Origin of the sequence: Streptomyces sp. HP-A2021 (genome assembly GCF_022807935.1) — a bacterium.
In the GTDB taxonomy this organism is placed as follows: domain Bacteria; phylum Actinomycetota; class Actinomycetes; order Streptomycetales; family Streptomycetaceae; genus Streptomyces; species Streptomyces afghaniensis.
Genome location: NZ_CP094344.1, coordinates 2,771,235 through 2,793,184, shown reverse-complemented (window position 1 = coordinate 2,793,184; position 21,950 = coordinate 2,771,235). Strand labels below are relative to the sequence as shown.

Annotated in this window: 19 protein-coding genes; 15 read left to right on the top strand and 4 right to left on the bottom strand. The window is 71.7% G+C overall.

Features of this window, described 5'->3' with window-relative positions:
- The first annotated feature begins 56 nt into the window (after positions 1 to 56).
- From MQE23_RS12625 to MQE23_RS12585, 9 genes are all read left to right on the top strand, one after another.
- Positions 57 to 737: a response regulator gene (locus MQE23_RS12625; protein WP_020270942.1), complete on the top strand. Its 681-nt coding sequence runs from the start codon at positions 57 to 59 to the stop codon at positions 735 to 737.
- Positions 738 to 864: 127 nt separating this feature from the next.
- Positions 865 to 3,606 carry a DNA translocase FtsK gene (locus MQE23_RS12620; RefSeq protein ID WP_243379209.1) on the top strand — a complete coding sequence of 914 codons (2,742 nt, stop codon included), beginning with the start codon at positions 865 to 867 and terminating at the stop codon, positions 3,604 to 3,606.
- A 265-nt stretch (positions 3,607 to 3,871) separates the two neighbouring features.
- Entirely contained in the window at positions 3,872 to 4,726 is an 855-nt protein-coding gene (locus MQE23_RS12615; protein WP_020276322.1) for a helix-turn-helix domain-containing protein, read from the top strand.
- Positions 4,727 to 4,819: 93 nt separating this feature from the next.
- On the top strand, positions 4,820 to 6,301 hold the full coding sequence (gene rimO, locus MQE23_RS12610; RefSeq protein WP_020276321.1) for a 30S ribosomal protein S12 methylthiotransferase RimO: 1,482 nt from the start codon (positions 4,820 to 4,822) through the stop codon (positions 6,299 to 6,301).
- Positions 6,298 to 7,206, top strand: a complete 909-nt coding sequence (pgsA, locus tag MQE23_RS12605; protein ID WP_243379208.1) for a CDP-diacylglycerol--glycerol-3-phosphate 3-phosphatidyltransferase — start codon at positions 6,298 to 6,300, stop codon at positions 7,204 to 7,206. The genes rimO and pgsA overlap by 4 nt, the downstream gene beginning before the upstream one ends.
- Entirely contained in the window at positions 7,203 to 7,748 is a 546-nt protein-coding gene (locus MQE23_RS12600) for a CinA family protein (protein WP_243379207.1), read from the top strand. Before pgsA ends, MQE23_RS12600 begins: the two co-directional genes overlap by 4 nt.
- Before the next feature lie 109 nt (positions 7,749 to 7,857).
- Positions 7,858 to 8,238 (top strand): helix-turn-helix transcriptional regulator, encoded by a 381-nt coding sequence (locus tag MQE23_RS12595; protein WP_020276318.1) that lies wholly within the window; start codon positions 7,858 to 7,860, stop codon positions 8,236 to 8,238.
- Between the two features lie 222 nt (positions 8,239 to 8,460).
- Entirely contained in the window at positions 8,461 to 8,931 is a 471-nt protein-coding gene (locus MQE23_RS12590) for a DNA starvation/stationary phase protection protein (RefSeq protein ID WP_243379206.1), read from the top strand.
- 175 nt (positions 8,932 to 9,106) lie between these two features.
- Positions 9,107 to 9,364, top strand: a complete 258-nt coding sequence (locus MQE23_RS12585) for a hypothetical protein (RefSeq protein WP_243379205.1) — start codon at positions 9,107 to 9,109, stop codon at positions 9,362 to 9,364.
- A 67-nt stretch (positions 9,365 to 9,431) separates the two neighbouring features.
- Here the strand turns inward: MQE23_RS12585 and MQE23_RS12580 are convergent, their stop codons facing one another.
- The 3 genes from MQE23_RS12580 to MQE23_RS12570 are packed head-to-tail and all read right to left on the bottom strand — an operon-like array spanning position 9,432 to position 15,999.
- Positions 9,432 to 10,196 (bottom strand): SDR family NAD(P)-dependent oxidoreductase, encoded by a 765-nt coding sequence (locus MQE23_RS12580; RefSeq protein ID WP_020276315.1) that lies wholly within the window; start codon positions 10,194 to 10,196, stop codon positions 9,432 to 9,434.
- 32 nt (positions 10,197 to 10,228) lie between these two features.
- Positions 10,229 to 11,047 carry a DNA-formamidopyrimidine glycosylase family protein gene (locus MQE23_RS12575; RefSeq protein WP_243379204.1) on the bottom strand — a complete coding sequence of 273 codons (819 nt, stop codon included), beginning with the start codon at positions 11,045 to 11,047 and terminating at the stop codon, positions 10,229 to 10,231.
- 29 nt (positions 11,048 to 11,076) lie between these two features.
- On the bottom strand, positions 11,077 to 15,999 hold the full coding sequence (locus MQE23_RS12570; protein WP_243379203.1) for an ATP-dependent helicase: 4,923 nt from the start codon (positions 15,997 to 15,999) through the stop codon (positions 11,077 to 11,079).
- A 92-nt stretch (positions 16,000 to 16,091) separates the two neighbouring features.
- Here MQE23_RS12570 and MQE23_RS12565 point away from each other — a divergent pair, with 92 nt between their 5' ends.
- The 3 genes from MQE23_RS12565 to MQE23_RS12555 are packed head-to-tail and all read left to right on the top strand — an operon-like array spanning position 16,092 to position 17,973.
- Positions 16,092 to 16,922 carry an AraC family transcriptional regulator gene (locus MQE23_RS12565; protein WP_020276310.1) on the top strand — a complete coding sequence of 277 codons (831 nt, stop codon included), beginning with the start codon at positions 16,092 to 16,094 and terminating at the stop codon, positions 16,920 to 16,922.
- Positions 16,923 to 16,945: 23 nt separating this feature from the next.
- Positions 16,946 to 17,668 carry an AzlC family ABC transporter permease gene (locus MQE23_RS12560; protein WP_243379202.1) on the top strand — a complete coding sequence of 241 codons (723 nt, stop codon included), beginning with the start codon at positions 16,946 to 16,948 and terminating at the stop codon, positions 17,666 to 17,668.
- Complete coding sequence (locus MQE23_RS12555; protein ID WP_020276308.1) at positions 17,665 to 17,973, top strand: AzlD domain-containing protein; 309 nt, start codon at positions 17,665 to 17,667, stop codon at positions 17,971 to 17,973. The genes MQE23_RS12560 and MQE23_RS12555 overlap by 4 nt, the downstream gene beginning before the upstream one ends.
- Positions 17,974 to 17,993: 20 nt before the next feature.
- On the opposite strand, the gene MQE23_RS12550 is transcribed toward MQE23_RS12555, so the two are convergent.
- On the bottom strand, positions 17,994 to 18,938 hold the full coding sequence (locus tag MQE23_RS12550) for a hypothetical protein (RefSeq protein ID WP_243379201.1): 945 nt from the start codon (positions 18,936 to 18,938) through the stop codon (positions 17,994 to 17,996).
- 80 nt (positions 18,939 to 19,018) lie between these two features.
- On the opposite strand from MQE23_RS12550, the gene MQE23_RS12545 reads away from it, so the two are divergent.
- The 3 genes from MQE23_RS12545 to recA all read left to right on the top strand — a co-directional run bounded on the left by MQE23_RS12545 (position 19,019) and on the right by recA (position 21,950).
- Entirely contained in the window at positions 19,019 to 19,213 is a 195-nt protein-coding gene (locus MQE23_RS12545; protein WP_020276306.1) for a DUF3046 domain-containing protein, read from the top strand.
- Between the two features lie 84 nt (positions 19,214 to 19,297).
- Complete coding sequence (locus tag MQE23_RS12540) at positions 19,298 to 20,596, top strand: AI-2E family transporter (RefSeq protein ID WP_020276305.1); 1,299 nt, start codon at positions 19,298 to 19,300, stop codon at positions 20,594 to 20,596.
- Positions 20,597 to 20,825: 229 nt separating this feature from the next.
- Positions 20,826 to 21,950 (top strand): recombinase RecA, encoded by a 1,125-nt coding sequence (recA, locus tag MQE23_RS12535; protein ID WP_037672698.1) that lies wholly within the window; start codon positions 20,826 to 20,828, stop codon positions 21,948 to 21,950.

Genomic DNA, 21,950 nt, shown 5'->3' with positions numbered 1-21,950 from the left:
CATCCCCAGGTCCTGCGGACAGGGGAGGCCCCACGCCGGGGCGAGGAGGGCGGGCCATGGTGCAGAAGGCCAAGATCCTCCTGGTCGATGACCGGCCGGAGAATCTGCTTGCGCTGGAGGCGATCCTCTCTGCGCTCGATCAGACGCTGGTGCGGGCATCGTCCGGGGAGGAAGCGCTCAAAGCGCTGCTCACGGACGACTTCGCGGTCATTCTGCTGGACGTCCAGATGCCGGGCATGGACGGCTTCGAAACAGCCGCGCACATCAAGCGGCGGGAGCGGACCCGGGACATCCCGATCATCTTCCTCACCGCGATCAACCACGGGCCGCACCACACCTTCCGGGGTTACGCGGCGGGCGCGGTCGACTACATCTCCAAGCCGTTCGACCCGTGGGTGCTGCGCGCGAAGGTCTCCGTCTTCGTCGAGCTGTACATGAAGAACTGCCAGCTGCGTGAGCAGGCGTCGCTGCTGCGGCTCCAGTTGGAGGGCAACGGCAAGGACGAGGGCGGTGAGGCCAAGGAGTCGGCCGGTCTGCTCGCCGAGCTCTCCGCGCGGCTCGCGGCCGTCGAGGAGCAGGCCGAGGCGCTGACCAAACAGCTCAACGACGACTCGACGGACGCGGCGGCGGTGGCCACGGCGGCTCATCTGGAGCGCAAGCTCACGGGGTTGCGGCGGGCGCTGGACGCGCTGGAGCCGGGCACCGGGACGACATCGTCGGTGTCCTCGCAGAACTGACGCCCGGGCAGGCGAGGTTGCCCGCCCATGAGCCAGCGTCAATCCTGTGCCTCTCCCGGAGCGACACGAACGGGTGAAGCCGTAGGCACACGTGTCCCTCGTCGTCTCCCCCGGTAACCTCACACCCATGGCCTCACGTCCCTCCGCAGCCAAGAAGCCGCCCGCGAAGAAGGCGGCCGGTTCGGCGAAGGCTCCGGCGAAGAAGGCCGCTGCCAAAAAGGCTCCCGCGAAGAAGGCGCCCGCCAGGAAGGCCGCGGCGAAGAAGGCCGCGCCCAAACCGGCTCCGAGCCCGACCGGGGGCATCTACCGGCTCGTGCGCGCCGTGTGGCTCGGGGTCGCTCATGCCGTGGGCGCCGTGTTCCGGGGCATAGGGCAGGGCGCCAAGAACCTCGACCCGGCTCATCGCAAGGACGGTGTCGCCCTGCTGCTGCTCGGCATCGCGCTGATCGTCGCCGCGGGCACCTGGGCCGACCTGAAGGGCCCCGTGGGTGACCTGGTCGAGATCCTGGTGACCGGTGCCTTCGGCCGGCTCGACCTGCTCGTGCCGATCCTGCTCGCCGTCATCGCCGTGCGGTTCATCCGCCACCCGGAGAAGCCCGAGGCCAACGGACGCATCGTCATCGGCCTGTCCGCGCTCGTCATCGGCGTGCTCGGCCAGGTCCACATCGCGTGCGGCTCACCGGCGCGTGGCGAGGGCATGCAGGCCATAAGGGACGCCGGCGGCCTCATCGGCTGGGCCATGGCGACCCCGCTGTCGTACGCCATGGGTCACATGCTCGCCGTGCCGCTGCTGGTGCTGCTGACGGTGTTCGGGCTGCTGGTCGTCACGGCCACGCCGGTCAACGCCATCCCGCAGCGGCTGCGGCAGGCCGGGGTGCGGCTCGGGATCGTCCGCGACCCGGCCGAGGACGAGTTCGGCCTAGCCGAGGACGATGAGCGCTACGACGAACAGTGGCGGGAGGCACTGCCCGCACGCCCGCGCGGCAGGCGTGCCCCGGCGCCCGCGGCGTACGACCCCGACAGCGCCGAGCAGGAGGCGCTCTCCCGGCGACGCGGCCGCCCCCGGCGGTCCGCCGTGCCGCAGCCCGACATGGACCGCCCCATGGACGCCGTGGACGTCGCCGCAGCGGCCGCCGCAGCGCTCGACGGGGCCGTACTGCACGGGATGCCGCCCTCGCCGATCGTCGCCGACCTCACCCAGGGCGTGACCGTCGGGGACCGCGAGGCGACCACGCCGACGCCCGTCCCGGCCGCCCGGCCCCAGCAGGAGAAGCTCAAGCAGGACACGCCCGAGCAGGAGAAGCCGAAGGCGGGCGTCCGCGACCTCACCAAGTCCCCGCCCGCCAAGCCCCGCGACCTGCCCCCGCGCGCGGAACAGCTCCAGCTGTCGGGCGACATCACGTACGCGCTGCCGTCGCTCGATCTCCTCACGCGCGGAGGCCCCGGCAAGGCCCGCAGCGCCGCCAACGACGCCATAGTCGCCGCGCTCACCAACGTCTTCACCGAGTTCAAGGTGGACGCCAGCGTCACCGGCTTCACGCGCGGGCCGACGGTCACGCGCTACGAGATCGAGCTCGGCCCCGCCGTGAAGGTCGAGCGGATCACCGCGCTGGCCAAGAACATCGCCTACGCCGTCGCCAGCCCGGACGTGCGGATCATCAGCCCGATCCCCGGAAAGTCCGCGGTCGGCATCGAGATCCCGAACACCGACCGGGAGATGGTCAACCTCGGTGACGTGCTGCGGCTCGCGGAGTCCGCGGAGGACGACGACCCGATGCTGGTCGCCTTCGGCAAGGACGTCGAGGGCGGCTACGTCATGCACTCGCTGGCGAAGATGCCGCACATGCTGGTCGCCGGCGCCACCGGCTCCGGCAAGTCGTCCTGCATCAACTGCCTGATCACCTCGATCATGATGCGGGCGACCCCCGAGGACGTCCGGATGATCCTCGTCGACCCCAAGCGTGTCGAGCTGACCGCCTACGAGGGCATCCCGCACCTGATCACCCCGATCATCACCAACCCCAAGCGGGCCGCCGAGGCGCTCCAGTGGGTCGTACGCGAGATGGACCTGCGCTACGACGACCTGGCCGCCTACGGCTACCGGCACATCGACGACTTCAACCGGGCCGTGCGCGAGGGCAAGGTCAAACCGCCCGAGGGCAGCGAGCGGGAGCTCCAGCCGTACCCGTACCTGCTGGTCATCGTCGACGAGCTCGCCGACCTGATGATGGTCGCGCCGCGGGACGTCGAGGACGCGATCGTGCGCATCACGCAGCTCGCGCGCGCGGCCGGCATCCACCTCGTGCTCGCCACACAGCGGCCGTCGGTCGACGTGGTCACCGGTCTGATCAAGGCGAACGTGCCGTCGCGGCTGGCCTTCGCCACGTCGTCGCTCGCCGACTCGCGGGTCATCCTCGACCAGCCGGGCGCCGAGAAGCTCATCGGCAAGGGCGACGGGCTCTTCCTGCCGATGGGCGCCAACAAGCCGACCCGTATGCAGGGCGCCTTCGTCACCGAAGAAGAGATCGCGGGCGTCGTCCAGCACTGCAAGGACCAGATGGCGCCCGTCTTCCGGGACGACGTCACCGTCGGGACCAAGCAGAAGAAGGAGATCGACGAGGACATCGGCGACGACCTCGACCTGCTGTGCCAGGCGGCCGAACTGGTCGTCTCCACGCAGTTCGGGTCGACGTCCATGCTCCAGCGCAAGCTGCGCGTCGGCTTCGCCAAGGCCGGGCGGCTGATGGACCTCATGGAGTCCCGGAACATCGTCGGGCCGAGCGAGGGTTCCAAGGCTCGTGACGTTCTTGTGAAGCCTGATGAGCTGGATGGCGTGCTCGCGCTGATCCGGGGGGAGTCTGAAGGGTAGGGACAGCGGGTCAGGGCCGGACGCCACGCCGAGTCGTACTGCAATCGGGTGTCCGGATCGTGACTCACCCGTAAGGGATCATCGAGCAACCGTTTCCCTTCGGTGTACGTCAAGTTGAGGGAAGCGATGAACCGCTTTCCCACCATCGGAATGTCGGGCCATTCCGATGGCGTACAAAGTGCCACCGCCCGGTTGCCCCACCCTTTTGTACCCCCCCTAGACTGAACCTCCAGCACAGGCGGCTACACGCTCGAAAGGCGCCCCCGTGTCCATCGGCAACTCCCCTGAAGACGAGCGTCCGTTCGAAGACGAGCGCGTCGAAGAAGACCGCGAGGAAGCCCGCCCCTCCATCGGCCGTGCCCTTCAGCAGGCGCGCATCGCCGCTGGGCTGACCGTCGACGACATCAGTAGCGCCACCCGGGTCCGCATGAACATCGTGCACGCCATCGAGGCGGACGACTTCACCGCCTGCGGTGGGGACGTCTATGCCCGAGGGCACATCAGGACCCTGGCCAAGGCCGTCCACCTCGACCCCGCGCCGCTGCTCGCCCAGTACGGCGACGAGCACGGCGGGCGCCCGGCACCGACCCCGGCAGCTCCCCTCTTCGAGGCGGAACGCATCCGTCCGGAGCGGCGGGGGCCCAACTGGACCGCCGCCATGGTCGCCGCGATCGTCGCGGTGATCGGATTCGTCGGGTTCACCATGTTCCAGGGCGGCGACGACAGCGGCGGCGAGGCGAACGTGGCCGAGGGCTCCACGCCCACGACCGGCGGCTCCGCCTCCCCGACCACCAAGACCAAGAAGCCCACCGATCCCACGCCCGAGGCGTCCGACAGCGCCATTGCCGCCGCGCCCCAGGACAAGGTGACGGTCCAGGTGGCCGCCGCCGACGGCCGCAGCTGGATCTCCGCCAAGGACCACAACGGCCGGCTGCTCTTCGACGGATTCCTCAAGCAGGGCGAGACCAAGACCTTCCAGGACAGCTCGAAGGTGCAACTCGTCCTCGGGGACGCCGGTGCGATCGACCTCTTCGTCAACGGCAAGAAGATCAAGGACGACTTCCAGCCGGGCTCCGTGGAGCGCCTGACGTACACGAAGGGTGACCCCGAGGCCGGATAACCGGTCCGAAGGGCGCAGTAACTACGGGGTTGGCCTGGAAACGGCCAACCCCGTCGACGTGGGGTGTCAGCGGGACGAAGTACTCTTGAGCCCATGCCTGAACGCCGTACCGTCGCACTCGTCACCCTTGGCTGCGCCCGTAACGAGGTGGACTCGGAGGAGCTCGCAGGCCGTTTGGAGGCGGACGGCTGGCAGCTCGTGGAGGACGCCGAGGACGCGGACGTCGCTGTCGTGAACACCTGTGGCTTCGTCGAGGCCGCCAAGAAGGACTCCGTCGACGCCCTCCTGGAGGCCAACGACCTCAAGGGGCACGGCAGAACCCAGGCCGTCGTGGCGGTGGGCTGCATGGCCGAGAGGTACGGCAAGGAACTCGCCGAGGCCCTCCCCGAGGCCGACGGCGTGCTCGGGTTCGACGACTACTCGGACATCTCGGACCGGCTCCAGACCATCCTCAACGGCGGCATCCACGCCTCGCACACCCCGCGCGACCGGCGCAAGCTGCTGCCGATCAGCCCGGCCGAGCGGCAGGAGTCGGCCGCCGAGGTCGCGCTGCCCGGGCACGCCCCGGCCGACCTTCCGGAGGGTCTCGCTCCGGCCTCCGGTCCGCGCGCGCCCCTGCGGCGCCGTCTGGACGGCTCCCCGGTCGCCTCCGTGAAGCTGGCCTCCGGCTGCGACCGGCGCTGCTCCTTCTGCGCCATCCCGTCCTTCCGCGGCTCCTTCATCTCCCGCCGTCCGAGCGACGTGCTGAACGAGACGCGCTGGCTGGCCGAGCAGGGCGTGAAGGAGATCATGCTGGTCTCCGAGAACAACACCTCCTACGGCAAGGACCTCGGCGACATCCGCCTGCTGGAGTCGCTGCTGCCCGAGCTCGCCGAGGTGGACGGCATCGAGCGGGTCCGGGTGAGCTACCTCCAGCCCGCGGAGATGCGGCCGGGCCTGATCGACGTGCTGACGTCGACCCCGAAGGTCGCGCCCTACTTCGACCTGTCCTTCCAGCACTCCGCGCCCGGCGTGCTGCGCGCGATGCGCCGCTTCGGCGACACCGACCGGTTCCTGGAGCTGCTCGACACGATCCGCAGCAAGGCGCCCGAGGCCGGCGTGCGCTCCAACTTCATCGTCGGCTTCCCCGGCGAGAGCGAGGCCGACCTCGCCGAACTGGAGCGGTTCCTGAACGGCGCGCGGCTGGACGCCATCGGCGTCTTCGGTTACTCCGACGAGGAGGGCACCGAGGCGGCGACCTACGAGAACAAGCTCGACGAGGACGTCGTCGCCGAGCGGCTGGCCCGCGTGTCGCGGCTGGCCGAGGAACTCGTCTCGCAGCGCGCCGAGGAGCGCGTCGGCCAGACGGTGCACGTGCTCGTCGAGTCCGTCGACGACGAGGAGGGCGTGTACGGCCGCGCGGCGCACCAGGCGCCCGAGACGGACGGCCAGGTGCTGCTCACGAGCGGCGCGGGGCTGAGCAGCGGCCGTATGGTCGAGGCGAAGGTGGTCGGTACCGAGGGCGTCGACCTGGTGGCCGAGCCGCTTCAGGGCTCGTTCGCGTCGCCGGCGTGGAGTGAGGAGGCGGGCAGATGACCGGTGTTCCGGCATCCGCGGCGGGAGGCCCCTCCGGCGCGAGGAGGGCCGCGTCCGGTGCGGCTTCGGGGAAGGTCCCCGGGGCTTCGATGGGCCGGTCGGCCGCGCGGTCGGCCGAGGGCGGTGCGGCCGGTGCGGCGCCGGATGCGCGGCAGAGTACGGCGGCCGGTGCGGCGCCGGGTACCGGTCATGGTGCGGCGGCCGGCGCGGGTGACGGTTGGGCCGCCGTCGGTGACGGCCCGGAGAGCGCCGTCATCGACACACAGGACGACGGGAAGACGGCGCGGGGCGGGAAGCTGGCGGCCGCGGCCGTCAACCAGGCCAGCGTCTGGAACGTCGCCAACCTCCTGACCATGCTCCGGCTGATCCTCGTACCGGCCTTCGTCGCACTGATGCTGGCGGACGGCGGGTACGACCCGGCGTGGCGGTCCCTCGCCTGGGCGGCCTTCGCCATCGCCATGATCACCGACCTCTTCGACGGTCATCTGGCGCGCACGTACAACCTGGTCACGGACTTCGGGAAGATCGCCGACCCCATCGCCGACAAGGCGATCATGGGGGCGGCGCTGATCTGTCTGTCCGCGCTCGGCGATCTGCCGTGGTGGGTGACCGGCGTCATCCTCGGCCGGGAACTCGGGATCACCCTGCTGCGTTTTCTGGTCATCCGGTACGGCGTCATCCCCGCCAGCCGCGGAGGCAAGCTCAAGACGCTCACCCAGGGCGTGGCCGTCGGTATGTACGTGCTGGCGCTGACGGGGTGGCTGGCCACCCTGAGGTTCTGGGTGATGGCCGCGGCGGTCGTTCTGACCGTGGTGACCGGGCTCGACTATGTGAAACAGGCCATTGTGCTGCGCAGGCAGGGAATCGCCGAGCGCAAGGCCGCGTTGGAGGAGAAGGAAGCGTGAGTTTCACGGCCACCGACGTGGTACGACTACTCACGGTGAAGGGCAGGACGCTCGCCGTCGCGGAATCGCTGACCGGTGGCCTTGTTGCGGCGGAGATCACATCCGTACCGGGGGCGTCCAAGGTCTTCCGGGGTTCGGTGACGGCCTACGCCACCGAACTGAAGCATGAACTGCTGGGTGTCGACGCCGCCCTGCTGACGGCGCGAGGAGCGGTGGATCCGCAGGTCGCGGCCCAGATGGCGGCCGGAGTGCGCAAGGCGCTCGGCACGGACTGGGGCATCGCGACCACCGGTGTCGCGGGTCCCGAGCCGCAGGACGGACAGGCCGTCGGGACGGTCTTCGTCGCCGTGGACGGGCCCCTGAGGGTCGATTCCGGTTCTGCCGGCGGCGGAAAAGTGGAGGCTCTGCGGTTGAACGGCGACCGCGAGGAAATTCGTAGAGAGAGTGTACGGAGCGTACTCGCACTGCTCCTGAAGGAGCTTGCGGGCGAACAGACTGGGAATGAGCGGGCACAGGATACGGAACGGAACGGGGGGTTTTGATGTTTGCAGCCCTGAGTGAACACGACATCGCTCCCCGCACGGCCGCGGCGCAAGGCGGTACGGTGGGGCGTAATGGATGCGGCTACGCGGTCCGAGGAGGGAGCCACCGATGATTCTGCTCCGTCGCCTGCTGGGTGACGTGCTGCGTCGGCAGCGCCAGCGCCAGGGCCGTACTCTGCGCGAAGTCTCCTCGTCCGCCCGAGTCTCACTCGGCTATCTCTCCGAGGTGGAGCGGGGGCAGAAGGAGGCTTCCTCCGAGCTGCTCTCCGCCATCTGCGACGCGCTGGACGTACGGATGTCCGAGCTCATGCGGGAAGTGAGCGACGAGCTCGCCCTGGCCGAGCTGGCCCAGTCCGCTGCGGCCACCCCCAGCGAACCTGTGCCCACGCCGGTTCGCCCGATGCTGGGTTCCGTTTCGGTGACCGGTGTGCCACCGGAACGGGTGACCATCAAGGCGCCCGCCGAGGCGGTGGCCGCCACCGCCGCGTGACGCTTCGCGCGTGCGTGGCATGAACGAGCGGCGCTGACCAGGCGCCGAGACTGGTGAGGCCCCGGCCGGGGTTCTCCGGGGGATCCGGAGGTGTGTCGGTCGGGGTTTTCGCTTGCCCGCAGGCTGTCGGGCAGGACTATGCCCGATTTGTTTGCGTTTGCCGGTGGGGCGTGCGGCGGTCATCGTTGAGGGGATGGCGGGGGGAAGTCACCGGAGGTGCGGATGTACGTCGTGAAGAGCCCGCTGTCCGACGCGAGCCTGAAGACCGTGTCCGAGGCGTTGCAGGGTGCCCTCGTCGACCTGGTGGACCTCGCCCTCGTGGCGAAGCAGATCCACTGGAACGTGGTGGGCCCGCGCTTCCGTTCCGTGCATCTCCAGCTCGACGAGGTCGTCGACACCGCGCGGAAGTACTCCGACACCGTGGCGGAGCGCGCCGCGGCGCTCGGGATCTCACCCGACGGGCGTGCCGCGACGGTCGCCGTCGGCAGCGGGATCGGCGTGACCCCCGAGGGGTGGGTCGACGACACGACCGCCGTGGGGGCGCTCGTCGAGGCGCTGGGTGCGGTGATCGCGCGGATGCGGGAGCGGGTCGAGGCGACAGGCGAGCCGGATCCCGTGAGCCAGGACATCTTCATCGGGATCACGGCGGACCTGGAGAAGCATCACTGGATGTTCCAGGCCGAGAACGGGTGACCGGAGCGGGCACGGCAGCGGGCGACGGGCCGACCGGAGGGCCCGCCGCTCGGGGTGTTGCGGCTCGCGGTCTCGCAGCTCGGCGCAGTGGGGTGAGCGGTGCGCCTGTGTGCCGTTGGTGCGCCCTGTTCGCCGGCCCGGGCGGCCGAATAGCGTCGGGCCGGAGGTGGCGGCCATGACGGGGACACGGCGCTGGGGGGCCCGCGGAGCTGTGCTGGGGCTGGGGGCGCTGTGGTGGTGGGCGGTGCTGCGGCTGGTGGTCGTGCCCGGGGCCGGGGTGCTGGAGGCGACGGTCGTGGCCGGGGGGTGGGGGCTGAGTGTGCTGCCGGTGCATTGCGTGCCGAAGGGGCGGGCGAGTGGGGCCGTTGATGCGGGGCGGTGGCGGAGGGGTGCTGGGGGTGGGGGCCGGGGTGTGGTGTCGCGGAGGGGGTGATGCCGGGGCGGGATACTTCGGTGGCGTGAGGGTCTTCTTGTGGGTGGGCGGAAGTGCCAGATGTGCCTTACCAGGGCATCGCCACACCGCCGTTCGGGCGGATGATCTGGCCCGTCGTGAAGGACGAGGCGTCGGATGCCAGGTGGAGGACCGCGTGGGCGATGTCCTCGGGAGCGCCGACCTTCCCCAGGGGTGACATGCGAGCCATGACGGCCTCCGTCTTCGCCTGGGCGTCGCTGTCGTGGCGGTCGGTCATGGGCGTACGGATCCAGCCGGGCGCGACCGCGTTGACGCGGATGCCGTGCCGGCCGACCTCGGTCGCGAGGGTCTTGGTCAGCTGAACCACCGCCGCCTTGGCCGCGCCGTAGCAGAGCAGCCCGGGGGCGCCGGTGTCGACGGCGCCCGAGGCCATGGTGACGATGCTGCCCCCGGTACCCCGGGCGATCATCAGGCGGGCCGCCTCCTGGCAGGCGTACAGCACACCCTTGAAGTTGACGTCGAGCACCCGGTCGAGGTCCTCGTCCCTGGTCTCCAGCACCGGACTGCTGTGCATGATCCCGGCGATCGCTGCCACGACGTCCAGGCGTTCGCAGGAGGTGATGGCCTGCCTCAGCCGGGCGCGGTCGGTGACGTCGAGGCCGTGGGTGTGGGCGGTGCCGCCACTGTCCTTGATCAGAGTCGCCGTCTCGTGCAGGCCCTCGGGGTCGCGGTCCGCGCAGTGCACGGTGGCGCCCGCCTCCCCGAGCAGGAGCGCCGAGGCACGGCCGATGCCGCTCGCGGCTCCGGTGACGAACGCGGTGCGGCCGGTGAGGTCGTACGCCGTGACGGGCATACAGGGACCGTACGAGCGTTTCTGACGGGTCGTCAATTGGTGCGGCGCCGGGCCGGGACCGGGGCGGGGCCCGGCTGGCAGGTGGGGCACCAGTACGTGGGGCGTTCGCGGGAGCCGTCGCCCTGGTCGGCGACCCGGACGGAGGTGTGGCAGCGCAGGCAGGGGCGGGGCGCCCGGCCGTACACGAAGAGGTCCTGGCCGCGGCGGCCCGTCGTCGTGCGGATCGGGCGGTCGCGGTTGGTCTCCAGCAGCCTCTTGGCGAGCGCGGGCAGCTGGGCGGCGCGCTCGGCGGGCAGGTCGCCGACGGGAAGCCAGGGGGTGACGCCGAGCAGGAAGCAGAGCTCGCTCTTGTAGACATTGCCGATACCGGCGAGGTTGCGCTGGTCGAGCAGGGCCTCGCCGAGGGGGCGGGAGGGGTCCTTCAGGAGATTGGCGAGCGCCCGGTCGGGGTCCCAGTCGGGGCCCAGGAGGTCGGGGCCGAGGTGGCCGACCGCGCGGTGCTCGTCGGTGGTGCGCAGGAGTTCCAGGACGGGGAGGCGGTAGCCGACGGCCGTGCGGTCGGAGTTCCCGAGGATCGCGCGGATCTGGTGGCCGGGGCCGCCGCTCCAGCGCCGGCCGTTCGCGTACACCTTCCAGGAGCCGTCCATTCGCAGGTGAGAGTGGAGGGTCAGGCCGCCCTCGACGCGGGTCAGGAGGTGTTTGCCGCGCGGGGTGACGTCGAGGACCGTACGGCCCGTGAGGTCGGCCGTGGCGAGCCGGGGAACCCGGAGGTCGCTGCGGGTCAGCATCTTGCCCGCGAGGGCGTTGTGCAGCCGGCTCGCGGTCTGCCAGACGGTGTCACCTTCGGGCATGGGTCAAGGGTGGCACGTCGCCGGGACGATCAGGCCCGCAGACGGAGGCCACGAGGGGTCGCGATGAAGCCCGCTCCTTCCAGGAGGGTGCCGATGGGGGAGGTCAGGGCCTGGGCGCCGTTGACGCGCTCCACCGTGACCGTGCCGAGGGAGCCCGCGCGGGCGGCTGCGGCGAGGGCCTCGGCGGCGGTGCGCAGGCGGGGGTCGTCGGTGGGGTCGCCGTCCGCGGCGGTGGTCCAGGCCAGCAGGGTCTTTCCGCCGCGCTCCATGTAGAGCGTCAGCTCGCCGTCGACGAGCACCACCAGGGAGCCCGCCTTGCGGCCCGGCTTGTGCCCGGCGCCGGTCGGGGGCTCGGGCCAGGCCAGGGCGGCGCCGTACGCGTTCGCCGGATCGGCGGCGGCGAGGACGACGGCCCGTGAGGCGGGGTCCGGGCGGTTGCGGCGGCCCGGGGACCCGGGGGCGTACGGTGCGCGTCCGCCGTTCTGCCAGGGTGAAGGGTCCTGTGGGGTGTAGTCCCGGGGCGAGACGTACTCGTCCCTGGACGGCTGGGGGGCCGGGGTGACGTAGGCGGGGCCGAAGCCGGGGAAGCCGTCGGGGCCGGGGTCGCCGGGGTGGTCGTTGGACGGGAGCGAGTCGTCCAGTCCGGCGAAGTCATGGGCGGGGAACGGATCGAGGTCGGGGCCCGGAGGGGGGCCGGGCAGGTCCTCGCCGCGGTCGCGGGCGTTGGCCACCGCGCGCAGGCGGTCCACGGCACCGTCCATCGCGAACTGCGCGGCGCCGAGGCCCTCCACGACGTAGCCGCGGCGGGCCTGGCCGCTCTCCTCGAAGGCGGACAGGACGCGGTACGTCGCCGAGAACCCGCCTTCGACGCCCTCCGCCGAGACCGCGCCCCTGGTCACCACGCCGTGCCGGTCGAGGAGGGTGCGGGCGAGGGCGTGGGCCCGCACCGTGGGATCCGGCTCGTGGGCCGGGAGCAGGGACCAGCGGCCGGCCGCGGTCGGAGGCCCGGACCGGGAGGCGGGGCGGGCCGCGGCCGTCAGGGAGCCGTAGCGGCCGCGCGGGACCGCTCGCTTGGCGCGGTGGGCCGTGGAGCCGGCGGTGCGGCCCGAGCCGAGCAGGGAGCGCATGGGAGCGAGCGTGTCGTTGGTCAGACGTCCGGACCAGGCCAGGTCCCACAGGACGTCGGCCAGTTGGGGGTCGGTGGCGTCGGGGTGGGTGGTGGCGCGGACCTGGTCGGCGATCTGGCGGAAGAACAGGCCGTAGCCGCCGGAGAGGATGTCCAGGACGGACTGGTGCAGAGCGGTCAGCTCCAAGGGGTGCGGGGGCGGCAGGAGCAGCGGGGCCGCGTCCGCCAGGTAGAGGGAGACCCAGCCGTCCTTGCCGGGGAGGGAGCCCGCACCGGCCCAGACCACCTCTCCGGCGGCGGTGAGCTCGTCCAGCATGGCCGGGTTGTAGTTCGCGACCCGGGAGGGCAGGACCAGCTTCTCCAGAGCGGAGGCGGGCACGGACGCGCCCTGCACCTGCTCGACGGCGCGCACCAGGCCGTCGATGCCGCGCAGGGAGTGGCCCTTGCCGATGTGCTGCCACTGGGGAAGGAACTGGGCGAGTGCGGCGGGCGGCACCGGCTCCAGCTCATGGCGCAGGGCGGCCAGGGAACGGCGGCGCAGCCGGCGCAGCACGGCCGCGTCGCACCACTCCTGGCCGATCCCGGCCGGGTGGAACTCGCCCTGGACGACCCGGCCCGCCGCGGCCAGCCGCTGGAGGGCGCCCTCGGTGACGGCCACGCCCAGGCCGAAGCGGGATGCCACCGTGGTCGAGGTGAACGGGCCATGGGTGCGGGCGTAGCGCGCGAGGAGGTCGCCGAGCGGGTCCTTGACGGGCTCCGTGAAGGCCTCCGGGACGCCGACCGGCAGGGCGGTGCCCAGCGCGTCGCGCAGCCGGCCCGCGTCCTCGATCGCCGCCCAGTGGTCGCTGCCCGCGATCCGGACCCGGATGGCACGCCGGGCGCCGGCCAGGTCCTGAGCCCATTGCGGTTCGGCGCCCCGCTCGGCCAGTTCCGCCTCCGTGAGCGGGCCGAGGAGGCGGAGGAGGTCCGCGACGCCCTCGGCGTCCTTGACGCGGCGGTCCTCGGTCAGCCACTGAAGCTCCCGCTCCAGCTCCGTGAGCACCTCCGCGTCGAGCAGCTCGCGCAGCTCCGCCTGGCCCAGCAGCTCGGCCAGCAGCCGTGAGTCCAGCGACAGGGCGGCGGCGCGGCGCTCGGCGAGCGGGGAGTCGCCCTCGTACAGGAACTGGGCGACGTAGCCGAAGAGGAGGGAGCGCGCGAAGGGGGACGGCTCGGGAGTGGTGACCTCGACGAGGCGCACCTTGCGGGACTCCAGGTCGCCCATCAGCTCGACGAGCCCGGGGACGTCGAAAACGTCCTGGAGGCACTCGCGGACCGCCTCCAGGACGATCGGGAACGAGCCGAACTCGCTCGCCACCTGGAGCAGCTGGGAGGCGCGCTGGCGCTGCTGCCACAGCGGCGTGCGCTTGCCCGGGTTGCGGCGCGGCAGCAGCAGCGCGCGGGCGGCGCACTCGCGGAAACGGGCCGCGAACAGCGCCGAGCTGCCCACCTGATCGGTGACGACCTGGTCGACCTCGCCCTTGTCGAAGACGACGTCGGCGGCGCCCACGGGGGCCTGCTCGGCGTCGTACTCCCGGCCCATCTTCACCGGCTCCTGGTCGAGCAGGTCCAGGCCCATCAGGTCGGCGTCCGGCAGGCGCAGCACTATGCCGTCGTCGGCGTGCATGACCTGCGCGTCCATCCCGTAGCGCTCGGAGAGCTTCGCGCCGAGCGCGAGGGCCCAGGGGGCGTGCACCTGGGCGCCGAAGGGCGAGTGCACGACCACGCGCCAGTCGCCGAGCTCGTCGCGGAAGCGCTCCACGACGATCGTCCGGTCGTCCGGGACGTGGCCGCAGGCCTCCCGCTGCTCGTCGAGGTAGGAGAGCACGTTGTCCGCCGCCCACGCGTCCAGGCCGGCGGCGAGGAGGCGGAGCCGGGCATCGTCCTTGGGCAGCGAGCCGACCTCGCGCAGGAACGCGCCGACCGCCCGGCCCAGCTCGAGCGGGCGGCCCAGTTGGTCGCCCTTCCAGAAGGGCAGCCGGCCCGGCACGCCCGGGGCCGGGGAGACCAGGACCCGGTCGCGGGTGATGTCCTCGATGCGCCAGGAACTCGTGCCGAGCGTGAAGACGTCGCCCACACGGGACTCGTAGACCATCTCCTCGTCGAGCTCGCCGACCCGGCCGCCGCCTTTCTTGGGATCGGCGCCGGCGAGGAAGACGCCGAAGAGGCCGCGGTCGGGGATCGTGCCCCCGGAGGTGACGGCGAGGCGCTGGGCGCCGGGGCGGCCCGTGATCTCGCCCGTGACGCGGTCCCACACCACGCGCGGGCGCAGCTCGGCGAAGGCGTCGGACGGGTAGCGGCCGGCCAGCATGTCGAGGACCGCCGTGAAGGCCGATTCCGGGAGCGAGGCGAAGGGTGCGGCCCGTCGGACGGCGGCGAGGAGGTCGTCGAACTGCCAGGTGTCCATGGCCGTCATCGCCACGAGCTGCTGGGCCAGGACGTCCAGCGGGTTGGCGGGGACCCTGAGGGACTCGATGGCGCCGGTCCGCATGCGCTCCGTGACCACCGCCGCCTGGACCAGGTCGCCGCGGTACTTCGGGAAGACCACGCCGGTGGAGACCGCGCCCACCTGGTGGCCCGCCCGGCCGACGCGTTGCAGGCCGGAGGCCACCGAGGGCGGCGATTCGACCTGGACCACCAGGTCGACCGCGCCCATGTCGATGCCCAGTTCGAGACTGGACGTGGCCACGACCGCGGGCAGGCGGCCCGCCTTCAGGTCCTCCTCGACCAGGGCACGCTGCTCCTTGGACACCGAGCCGTGGTGGGCACGGGCGATGACCTGGGGCGCGCCCTGGGCGGCCCCCGAGCCGCCCATGAGCTCGGCGGGGGAGTGGTGCTCGTCGAGGGTCTCGCCCGTGGCCCGTTCGTACGCGATCTCGTTCAGGCGGTTGCACAGGCGCTCCGCGAGGCGCCGGGAGTTCGCGAAGACGATCGTGGAGCGGTGCGACTGGACCAGATCGGTGATCCTCTCCTCCACATGCGGCCAGATCGACGGGCGCTCGGCGCCCTCCGAGCCGTCCGCCACCGGGGAGCCGCCCAGCTCGCCCAGGTCCTCGACCGGGACGACCACGGAGAGGTCGAACTCCTTGCCCGACTCCGGCTGGACGATCTCCACCTTGCGCCGCGGCGAGAGGAAACGGGCCACCTCGTCGACCGGGCGGACCGTCGCGGAAAGGCCGATGCGGCGGGCGGGCTTCGGGAGGAGGTCGTCCAGCCGCTCCAGGGAGAGCGCGAGGTGGGCGCCGCGCTTGGTGCCCGCGACCGCGTGCACCTCGTCGAGGATCACCGTGTCCACGCCGGTCAGCGCGTCGCGCGTGGCCGACGTCAGCATCAGGAACAGCGACTCGGGGGTGGTGATCAGGATGTCCGGAGGGCGGGTGGACAGGGCGCGGCGCTCGGCTGCGGGGGTGTCGCCCGAGCGGATGCCCACCTTGACCTCGGGCTCGGGCAGGCCCATCCGTACGGATTCCTGGCGGATGCCGGTCAGGGGGCTGCGAAGGTTGCGCTCGACGTCCACGGCCAGGGCCTTCAGCGGGGAGATGTACAGGACCCGGCAGCGCTTCCTGGGGTCGGCGGGGGGAGGGGTCGAGGCGAGCTGGTCCAGGGCGGCGAGGAAGGCGGCCAGGGTCTTGCCGGAGCCGGTGGGGGCGACGACCAGCACGTCCGAGCCCTCGTGGATGGCCTGCCACGCACCGGACTGGGCCGTGGTGGGCGCCGAGAAGGCGCCCGAGAACCAGGCGCGGGTCGCGGGAGAGAAGCCGTCCAGGGGTCCGGGTGCTTTGCTGGGCATGCGTCCATCGTGCACCCCGGCACTGACAACGGGAGGCCGCCGCGGTTCCGCCTGCCGTTTCGTGGTGGGCCGCGGGATCGGACAATGGCCGTATGAGCGAGCGCGCGCGGCACTGGCAGTACGACGAGCTGCCCGGGGTGGACCTGCTGCGGGCCCGGTACGTGCGGAAGACGTTCGTGCGGCACACGCACGAGAACTTCGTGATCGCCGCCATCGCCGACGGGGTGGAGGTCTTTCACCACGGCGGGGGCGACCAGTACGCCGGGGCCGGTGCTCTCGCGCTGGTGAATCCGGACACTCCGCACACCGGACGGGCCGGTGTGCCGGAAGGGTGGCGGTACGGGGCCGTGTATCCGTCCGTCGACGTGGTGGCGGAGATCGCGGCCGAGACCACGGCGCTTCGGGGGACGCCGGGGTTCGTCAGCCCCGTGGTGGACGACCCGTACGCGGTCGGGCTGGTGCATCAGGTGCTGCGCGCCGCCGACGAGGGCAACGCGCTGGCCGCGGACACACTGCTGCGGGTCGCCGTGACGAGGTTGCTGCGGCTGAACGGCGGGCCCATGCCGCGGCGGGAGGTGCGGACGGCGGGGGCCCGGACCGCGGCACGCGCGCGTGCGGTGCTGGAGGAGCGGATGGCGCGGCCGCCGAGCCTGGAGCGATTGGCGGCCGATCTCGGGACCAGTCCGTTCGCGTTGCTGCGGGCCTTCCGGGACGCCTACGGCATGCCGCCGCACGCGTGGCTCACGGACGCGCGGGTACGGCGGGCGCGGCGGCTGCTGGACCTCGGGACGGCGCCCTCGGAGGTCGCCGTGGCCGTGGGATTCACCGATCAGCCGCATCTCAACCGGCACTTCAGCCGGATGGTCGGTGTGCCTCCCGGGGCCTATCAACGGGAGCGCAAGAACGTACAAGACCTGCGGTAGCGGCTCCTCGTAGCGTGCGGGGCGTGGCAGATCGGACAGCTCTCAGAGATACAGAGACCGGTGGGAAGGCGGACCGTGCCGTCGTGCGGGACGCCCTGGGCGTCGGGGTGGCCGTCGGGCTCTCCGGGTTCGCCTTCGGGGTGACGTCGGCAGGCAGCGGGCTCACGCTGTTGCAGACGTGCGCGCTCAGTCTGCTGGTGTTCACCGGGGCGTCCCAGTTCGCCCTGGTGGGAGCGCTCGCGGCCGGTGGCGGCCCGTTCACGGCGGCGGCCGGGGCCTTCTTCCTGGGGGTGCGGAACGCCTTCTACGGCCTGCGTCTGTCGCAGTTGCTGGCCCTCCCGCGCGCGGTGCGGCCGTTCGCCGCCCAGTGGGTGATCGACGAGACGGCCGCCGTCGCGCTCGCGCAGCCCACGCGGCGCAGTGCGAGGATCGGGTTCCTGGTGACGGGGCTGAGCCTGTACGTCCTGTGGAACCTCACCACGCTGCTCGGCGCCCTGGGCGCCGAAGCCCTCGGGGACACCGACGCGTGGGGGCTGGACGCGGCAGGACCCGCGGTGTTCCTGGCGCTGCTCGCGCCGATGCTGAAGACCGGCACCGAGCGGGCCGTCGCCGGGCTCGCCGTGCTGCTGGGGCTCGGGCTGCTGCCCCTGCTGCCCGCCGGTGTGCCGGTTCTGCTGGCCGCACTGGCGGCGCCGGTCGTGCTCTGGGCGGACGGCCGGCGCAAGGGACAGGGGGACCAGGGATGAACGTCTGGATCGCCATCGGTGTGACCGTCCTCGGGTGCTACGCCGTCAAGCTGGCCGGGCTGCTGGTGCCCGCGGGAGCACTCGAGCGGCCCGTCGTGAAGCGCCTCGCCGCGTTGCTGCCCGTCGCGCTGCTGGCGGCCCTCACGGCCCAGCAGACCTTCGCCGACGGGCAGACGCTGGTCCTGGACGCGCGGGCCGCCGGGCTCGGAGCCGCCGCCGTGGCGCTGATGCTGCGGGCGCCGTTCCTGCTCGTCGTCGCGGCAGCCGTGCTGGTGACCGCGGGAGTGCGGGCCATGGGGGCCTGATCAGCTGATGCCGCGGCCGATCAGCTGATGCCGCGGCCGTACGCGCCGAGTGTGCGCAGGGCCTCGATCGTCACTAGCGGGCGGGCCTCCAGGGCGGGGGCCGGGGCCCAGTGGCGCCAGCGGATGGGCCAGCCGCCGTCCTCCTGCTGCTGGGCGGCGAGGTGGTCCAGGGAGCGGGCCATCTCGTCGTCCGTGAACCACTCGCGCGCGAGGGAACGCGGTGTCCTCGCGTAGTCGTACGGGAAGTGGTGCTCGCCCGGGGCGTAACCGGGAGAGACCGGGTACGCGTCCGGGTTCTCGGGGTCCAGAGCCGCCAGGCGGTGTTCGCGGACCAGGCGGCCAAGGCGGTCTGCGGCCGCCTCCGCGCGCGGGCGGTCCGGGGCGGAGTCGAGGAAGGCCACGGCGGCCTCGATCTCGTACGGATGGGACTTCTCCAGGGACTCGACCGCCTGCCAGCAGAAGTCCGTGGCCCGGAACAGCCAGGCGTGCCACACCTCGTTGCGGTGCAGCAGCCCCACCACCGGACCGGTGGCCAGGAGGGCGCTGGGCGGGGCGTCCACGACCGGCACGAAGGGCGCCGTCGGGTAGCCGCGCTGGCTCGGGTGGATCGCCGGGAGGGCGCCGTCCGCCGTGGAGACGGACGTCAGATAGCGGCACATCCGTTCCACACGCTGGCCGGCGCAGCGTCCCACGGCGTCCAGGACGCGCAGGGCGTGGGCGGTGTGCAGCGGCTGGCTGACCGGGCCGCGCAGGTCGGGCTCCAGCGCGTGGCCGTACCCGCCGTCCTCGTTGCGGTAGGCGTCCAGGGCGGTCTCCACCGGGTCGGCGGCGCCGCCCCGGAAGTGGTGGGCGAAGAGGCGCTGCTCGAGCACGCGCGCGGTGAGCCAGACGAAGCGTTCCGCACGCGCCACGGGGGTGTGCGGCGGGAGCGACTGGGGGAGTGAGGGAGCTCCTGTTTCGGCCATGGGTCAGACCGTAGGGCGGAACACGGTGCCGGCAGGCGGTCCCGGCGCAGGCCCACCCCCAGGAGCGGGATACTGGAGTCATGCGGTTGACGGTCTTCTGGCAGCGGATGGCGGAGTACTTCGGTCCGGGTTATGCCGACACCTTCGCGCGCGACCATGTGATGTCGGAGCTCGGCGGACGCACCGTCCACGAGGCGCTCGACGCCGGCTGGGACGCCAAGGAGGTCTGGCAGGTGGTGTGCGCGGTGATGGACGTGCCGAGGGAGAACCGTTGACCAGTCGTGGAGACCGCTGACCGACGGCCCACGAAGATCGCGGGCGGGCAGACGGCTGTCGGTGGCGTGGGTGAGACTTGGTGCGTGGCACCCACTGACGAGACCGGGCAGGAAGCCCAGCAGTCCTCCCCGTTCGGTACGACACCGCCCGCCCCGCCCCCCGCCGGCGGGGATGCCGGGCCGAACGGCCGCATGCCGCGCTGGCTGCCGCGTGCCCTGGTGCTCGCACTCGCCCTCGTCGCCGCGTTCCAGCTGGGCAGTTGGGCCTTCCACCAGCTCACCGGACTGCTGATCAACATCCTCATCGCGTTCTTCCTGGCGCTCGCCATCGAACCGGCGGTGAGCTGGATGGCCTCGCGTGGCATGCGCCGGGGGCTGGCCACCTTCATCGTCTTCATCGGCGTGATCATCGTGGCGGCGGGCTTCGTCACGCTGCTCGGCTCCATCCTCGCGGACCAGATCATCAAGATGATCGAGGGCTTCCCGGGTTACCTCGATTCCGTCATCAACTGGATCAACACGCACTTCAAGACCGACCTGAAGCGCGTGGACATCCAGGAGGGCCTGCTCCGTTCCGACTGGCTGCGCAACTACGTGCAGAACAGCGCCACAGGTGTCCTGGACGTGTCCGCCCAGGTCATCGGGGGCCTCTTCCAGCTGCTGACGATCGCGCTGTTCTCGTTCTACTTCGCCGCGGACGGCCCGCGACTGCGCCGCACGATCTGCTCCCTCCTGCCGCCCGCCCGGCAGGCCGAGGTGCTGCGCGCCTGGGAGATCGCCGTGAACAAGACCGGCGGCTACATCTACTCGCGCGGCCTGATGGCTCTGATCTCGGGCATAGCGCACTTCGTCCTCCTGCAGGCCCTGGACGTGCCCTACGCGCCCGTGCTGGCCGTGTGGGTGGGCCTGGTGTCGCAGTTCATCCCCACCATCGGCACGTATCTGGCGGGCGCGCTGCCCATGCTGATCGCGTTCACGGTCAACCCCTGGTACGCGCTGTGGGTGCTGATCTTCGTGGTGATCTACCAGCAGTTCGAGAACTACGTGCTCCAGCCGAAGCTCACGGCCAAGACCGTCGACATCCACCCCGCGGTCGCCTTCGGCTCGGTCATCGCGGGCACCGCTCTCCTGGGTGCCGTCGGCGCGCTGATCGCCATCCCCGCCATCGCTACGCTCCAGGCGTTCCTGGGGGCGTACGTGAAGCGGTACGCCGTCACGGACGACCCCCGGGTGCACGGCCATCGCCGACGCGGGGAGGGGCCCAGCCTCGTCACGCGCGCGAGGCAGGTGTGGGCACGGCGGACAGAGACGGAACGGCCCGAGGGCGGGGGCTCCGAGGACGGGCGGTCCGAGGGCGGGGGCTCCGGGAACAGCCCGGCCTGAGTCGCTGCGCCCTGTCGCGGAGGTGTCGCGTGGTGCGCTTGACACGAAAATCGAACATCCATTCTTATTGAGTCTCCGGCGAGGCTCAACGGCGGGCATTTCGACGTACTTTGGGTGGAGATGTGCCCGAGTTGTCCACAGGCCGGACGTGCGTCGGGGCGCATTGTCAGTGGCAGGCGTTAGCGTCTTTGACGTGAAGCGATCGACTCAAGCAAATCGGGTGGAACCCATGGCAGGAACCGACCGCGAGAAGGCCCTGGATGCCGCTCTCGCACAGATTGAACGGCAATTCGGCAAGGGCGCGGTCATGCGCATGGGCGACCGGACGAAGGAGCCCATCGAGGTCATCCCGACCGGGTCCACCGCCCTCGACGTGGCCCTCGGCGTGGGCGGCCTGCCCCGCGGCCGTGTCGTGGAGATCTACGGACCGGAGTCCTCCGGTAAGACCACCCTGACCCTGCACGCGGTGGCGAACGCGCAGAAGGCCGGCGGCCAGGTCGCATTCGTCGACGCGGAGCACGCACTCGACCCCGAGTACGCGAAGAAGCTCGGCGTCGACATCGACAACCTCATCCTCTCCCAGCCGGACAACGGCGAGCAGGCCCTGGAGATCGTGGACATGCTGGTCCGCTCCGGCGCCCTCGACCTCATCGTCATCGACTCCGTCGCGGCCCTCGTCCCGCGCGCGGAGATCGAGGGCGAGATGGGCGACAGTCACGTGGGTCTGCAGGCACGCCTGATGAGCCAGGCCCTGCGGAAGATCACCAGCGCGCTCAACCAGTCCAAGACGACCGCGATCTTCATCAACCAGCTCCGCGAGAAGATCGGCGTGATGTTCGGCTCCCCGGAGACCACGACCGGTGGCCGGGCGCTGAAGTTCTACGCCTCGGTGCGCATCGACATCCGCCGCATCGAGACGCTGAAGGACGGCACGGACGCGGTCGGCAACCGCACCCGCTGCAAGGTCGTCAAGAACAAGGTCGCGCCGCCCTTCAAGCAGGCCGAGTTCGACATCCTCTACGGTCACGGCATCAGCCGCGAGGGCGGCCTGATCGACATGGGCGTGGAGCACGGCTTCGTCCGCAAGGCCGGCGCCTGGTACACGTACGAGGGCGACCAGCTCGGCCAGGGCAAGGAGAACGCGCGCAACTTCCTGAAGGACAACCCCGACCTGGCCAACGAGATCGAGAAGAAGATCAAGGAGAAGCTGGGCGTCGGCGTGCGTCCCGAGGAGCCGGCCGCCGAGCCGGGCACGGACGCGGCGGTCTCCCCGGCACCGGCCGAAGCCGCGGCGGTCCCCGCCCCGGCACCGGCCAAGTCCGCCAAGTCCAAGGCCGCCGCAGCCAAGAGCTGA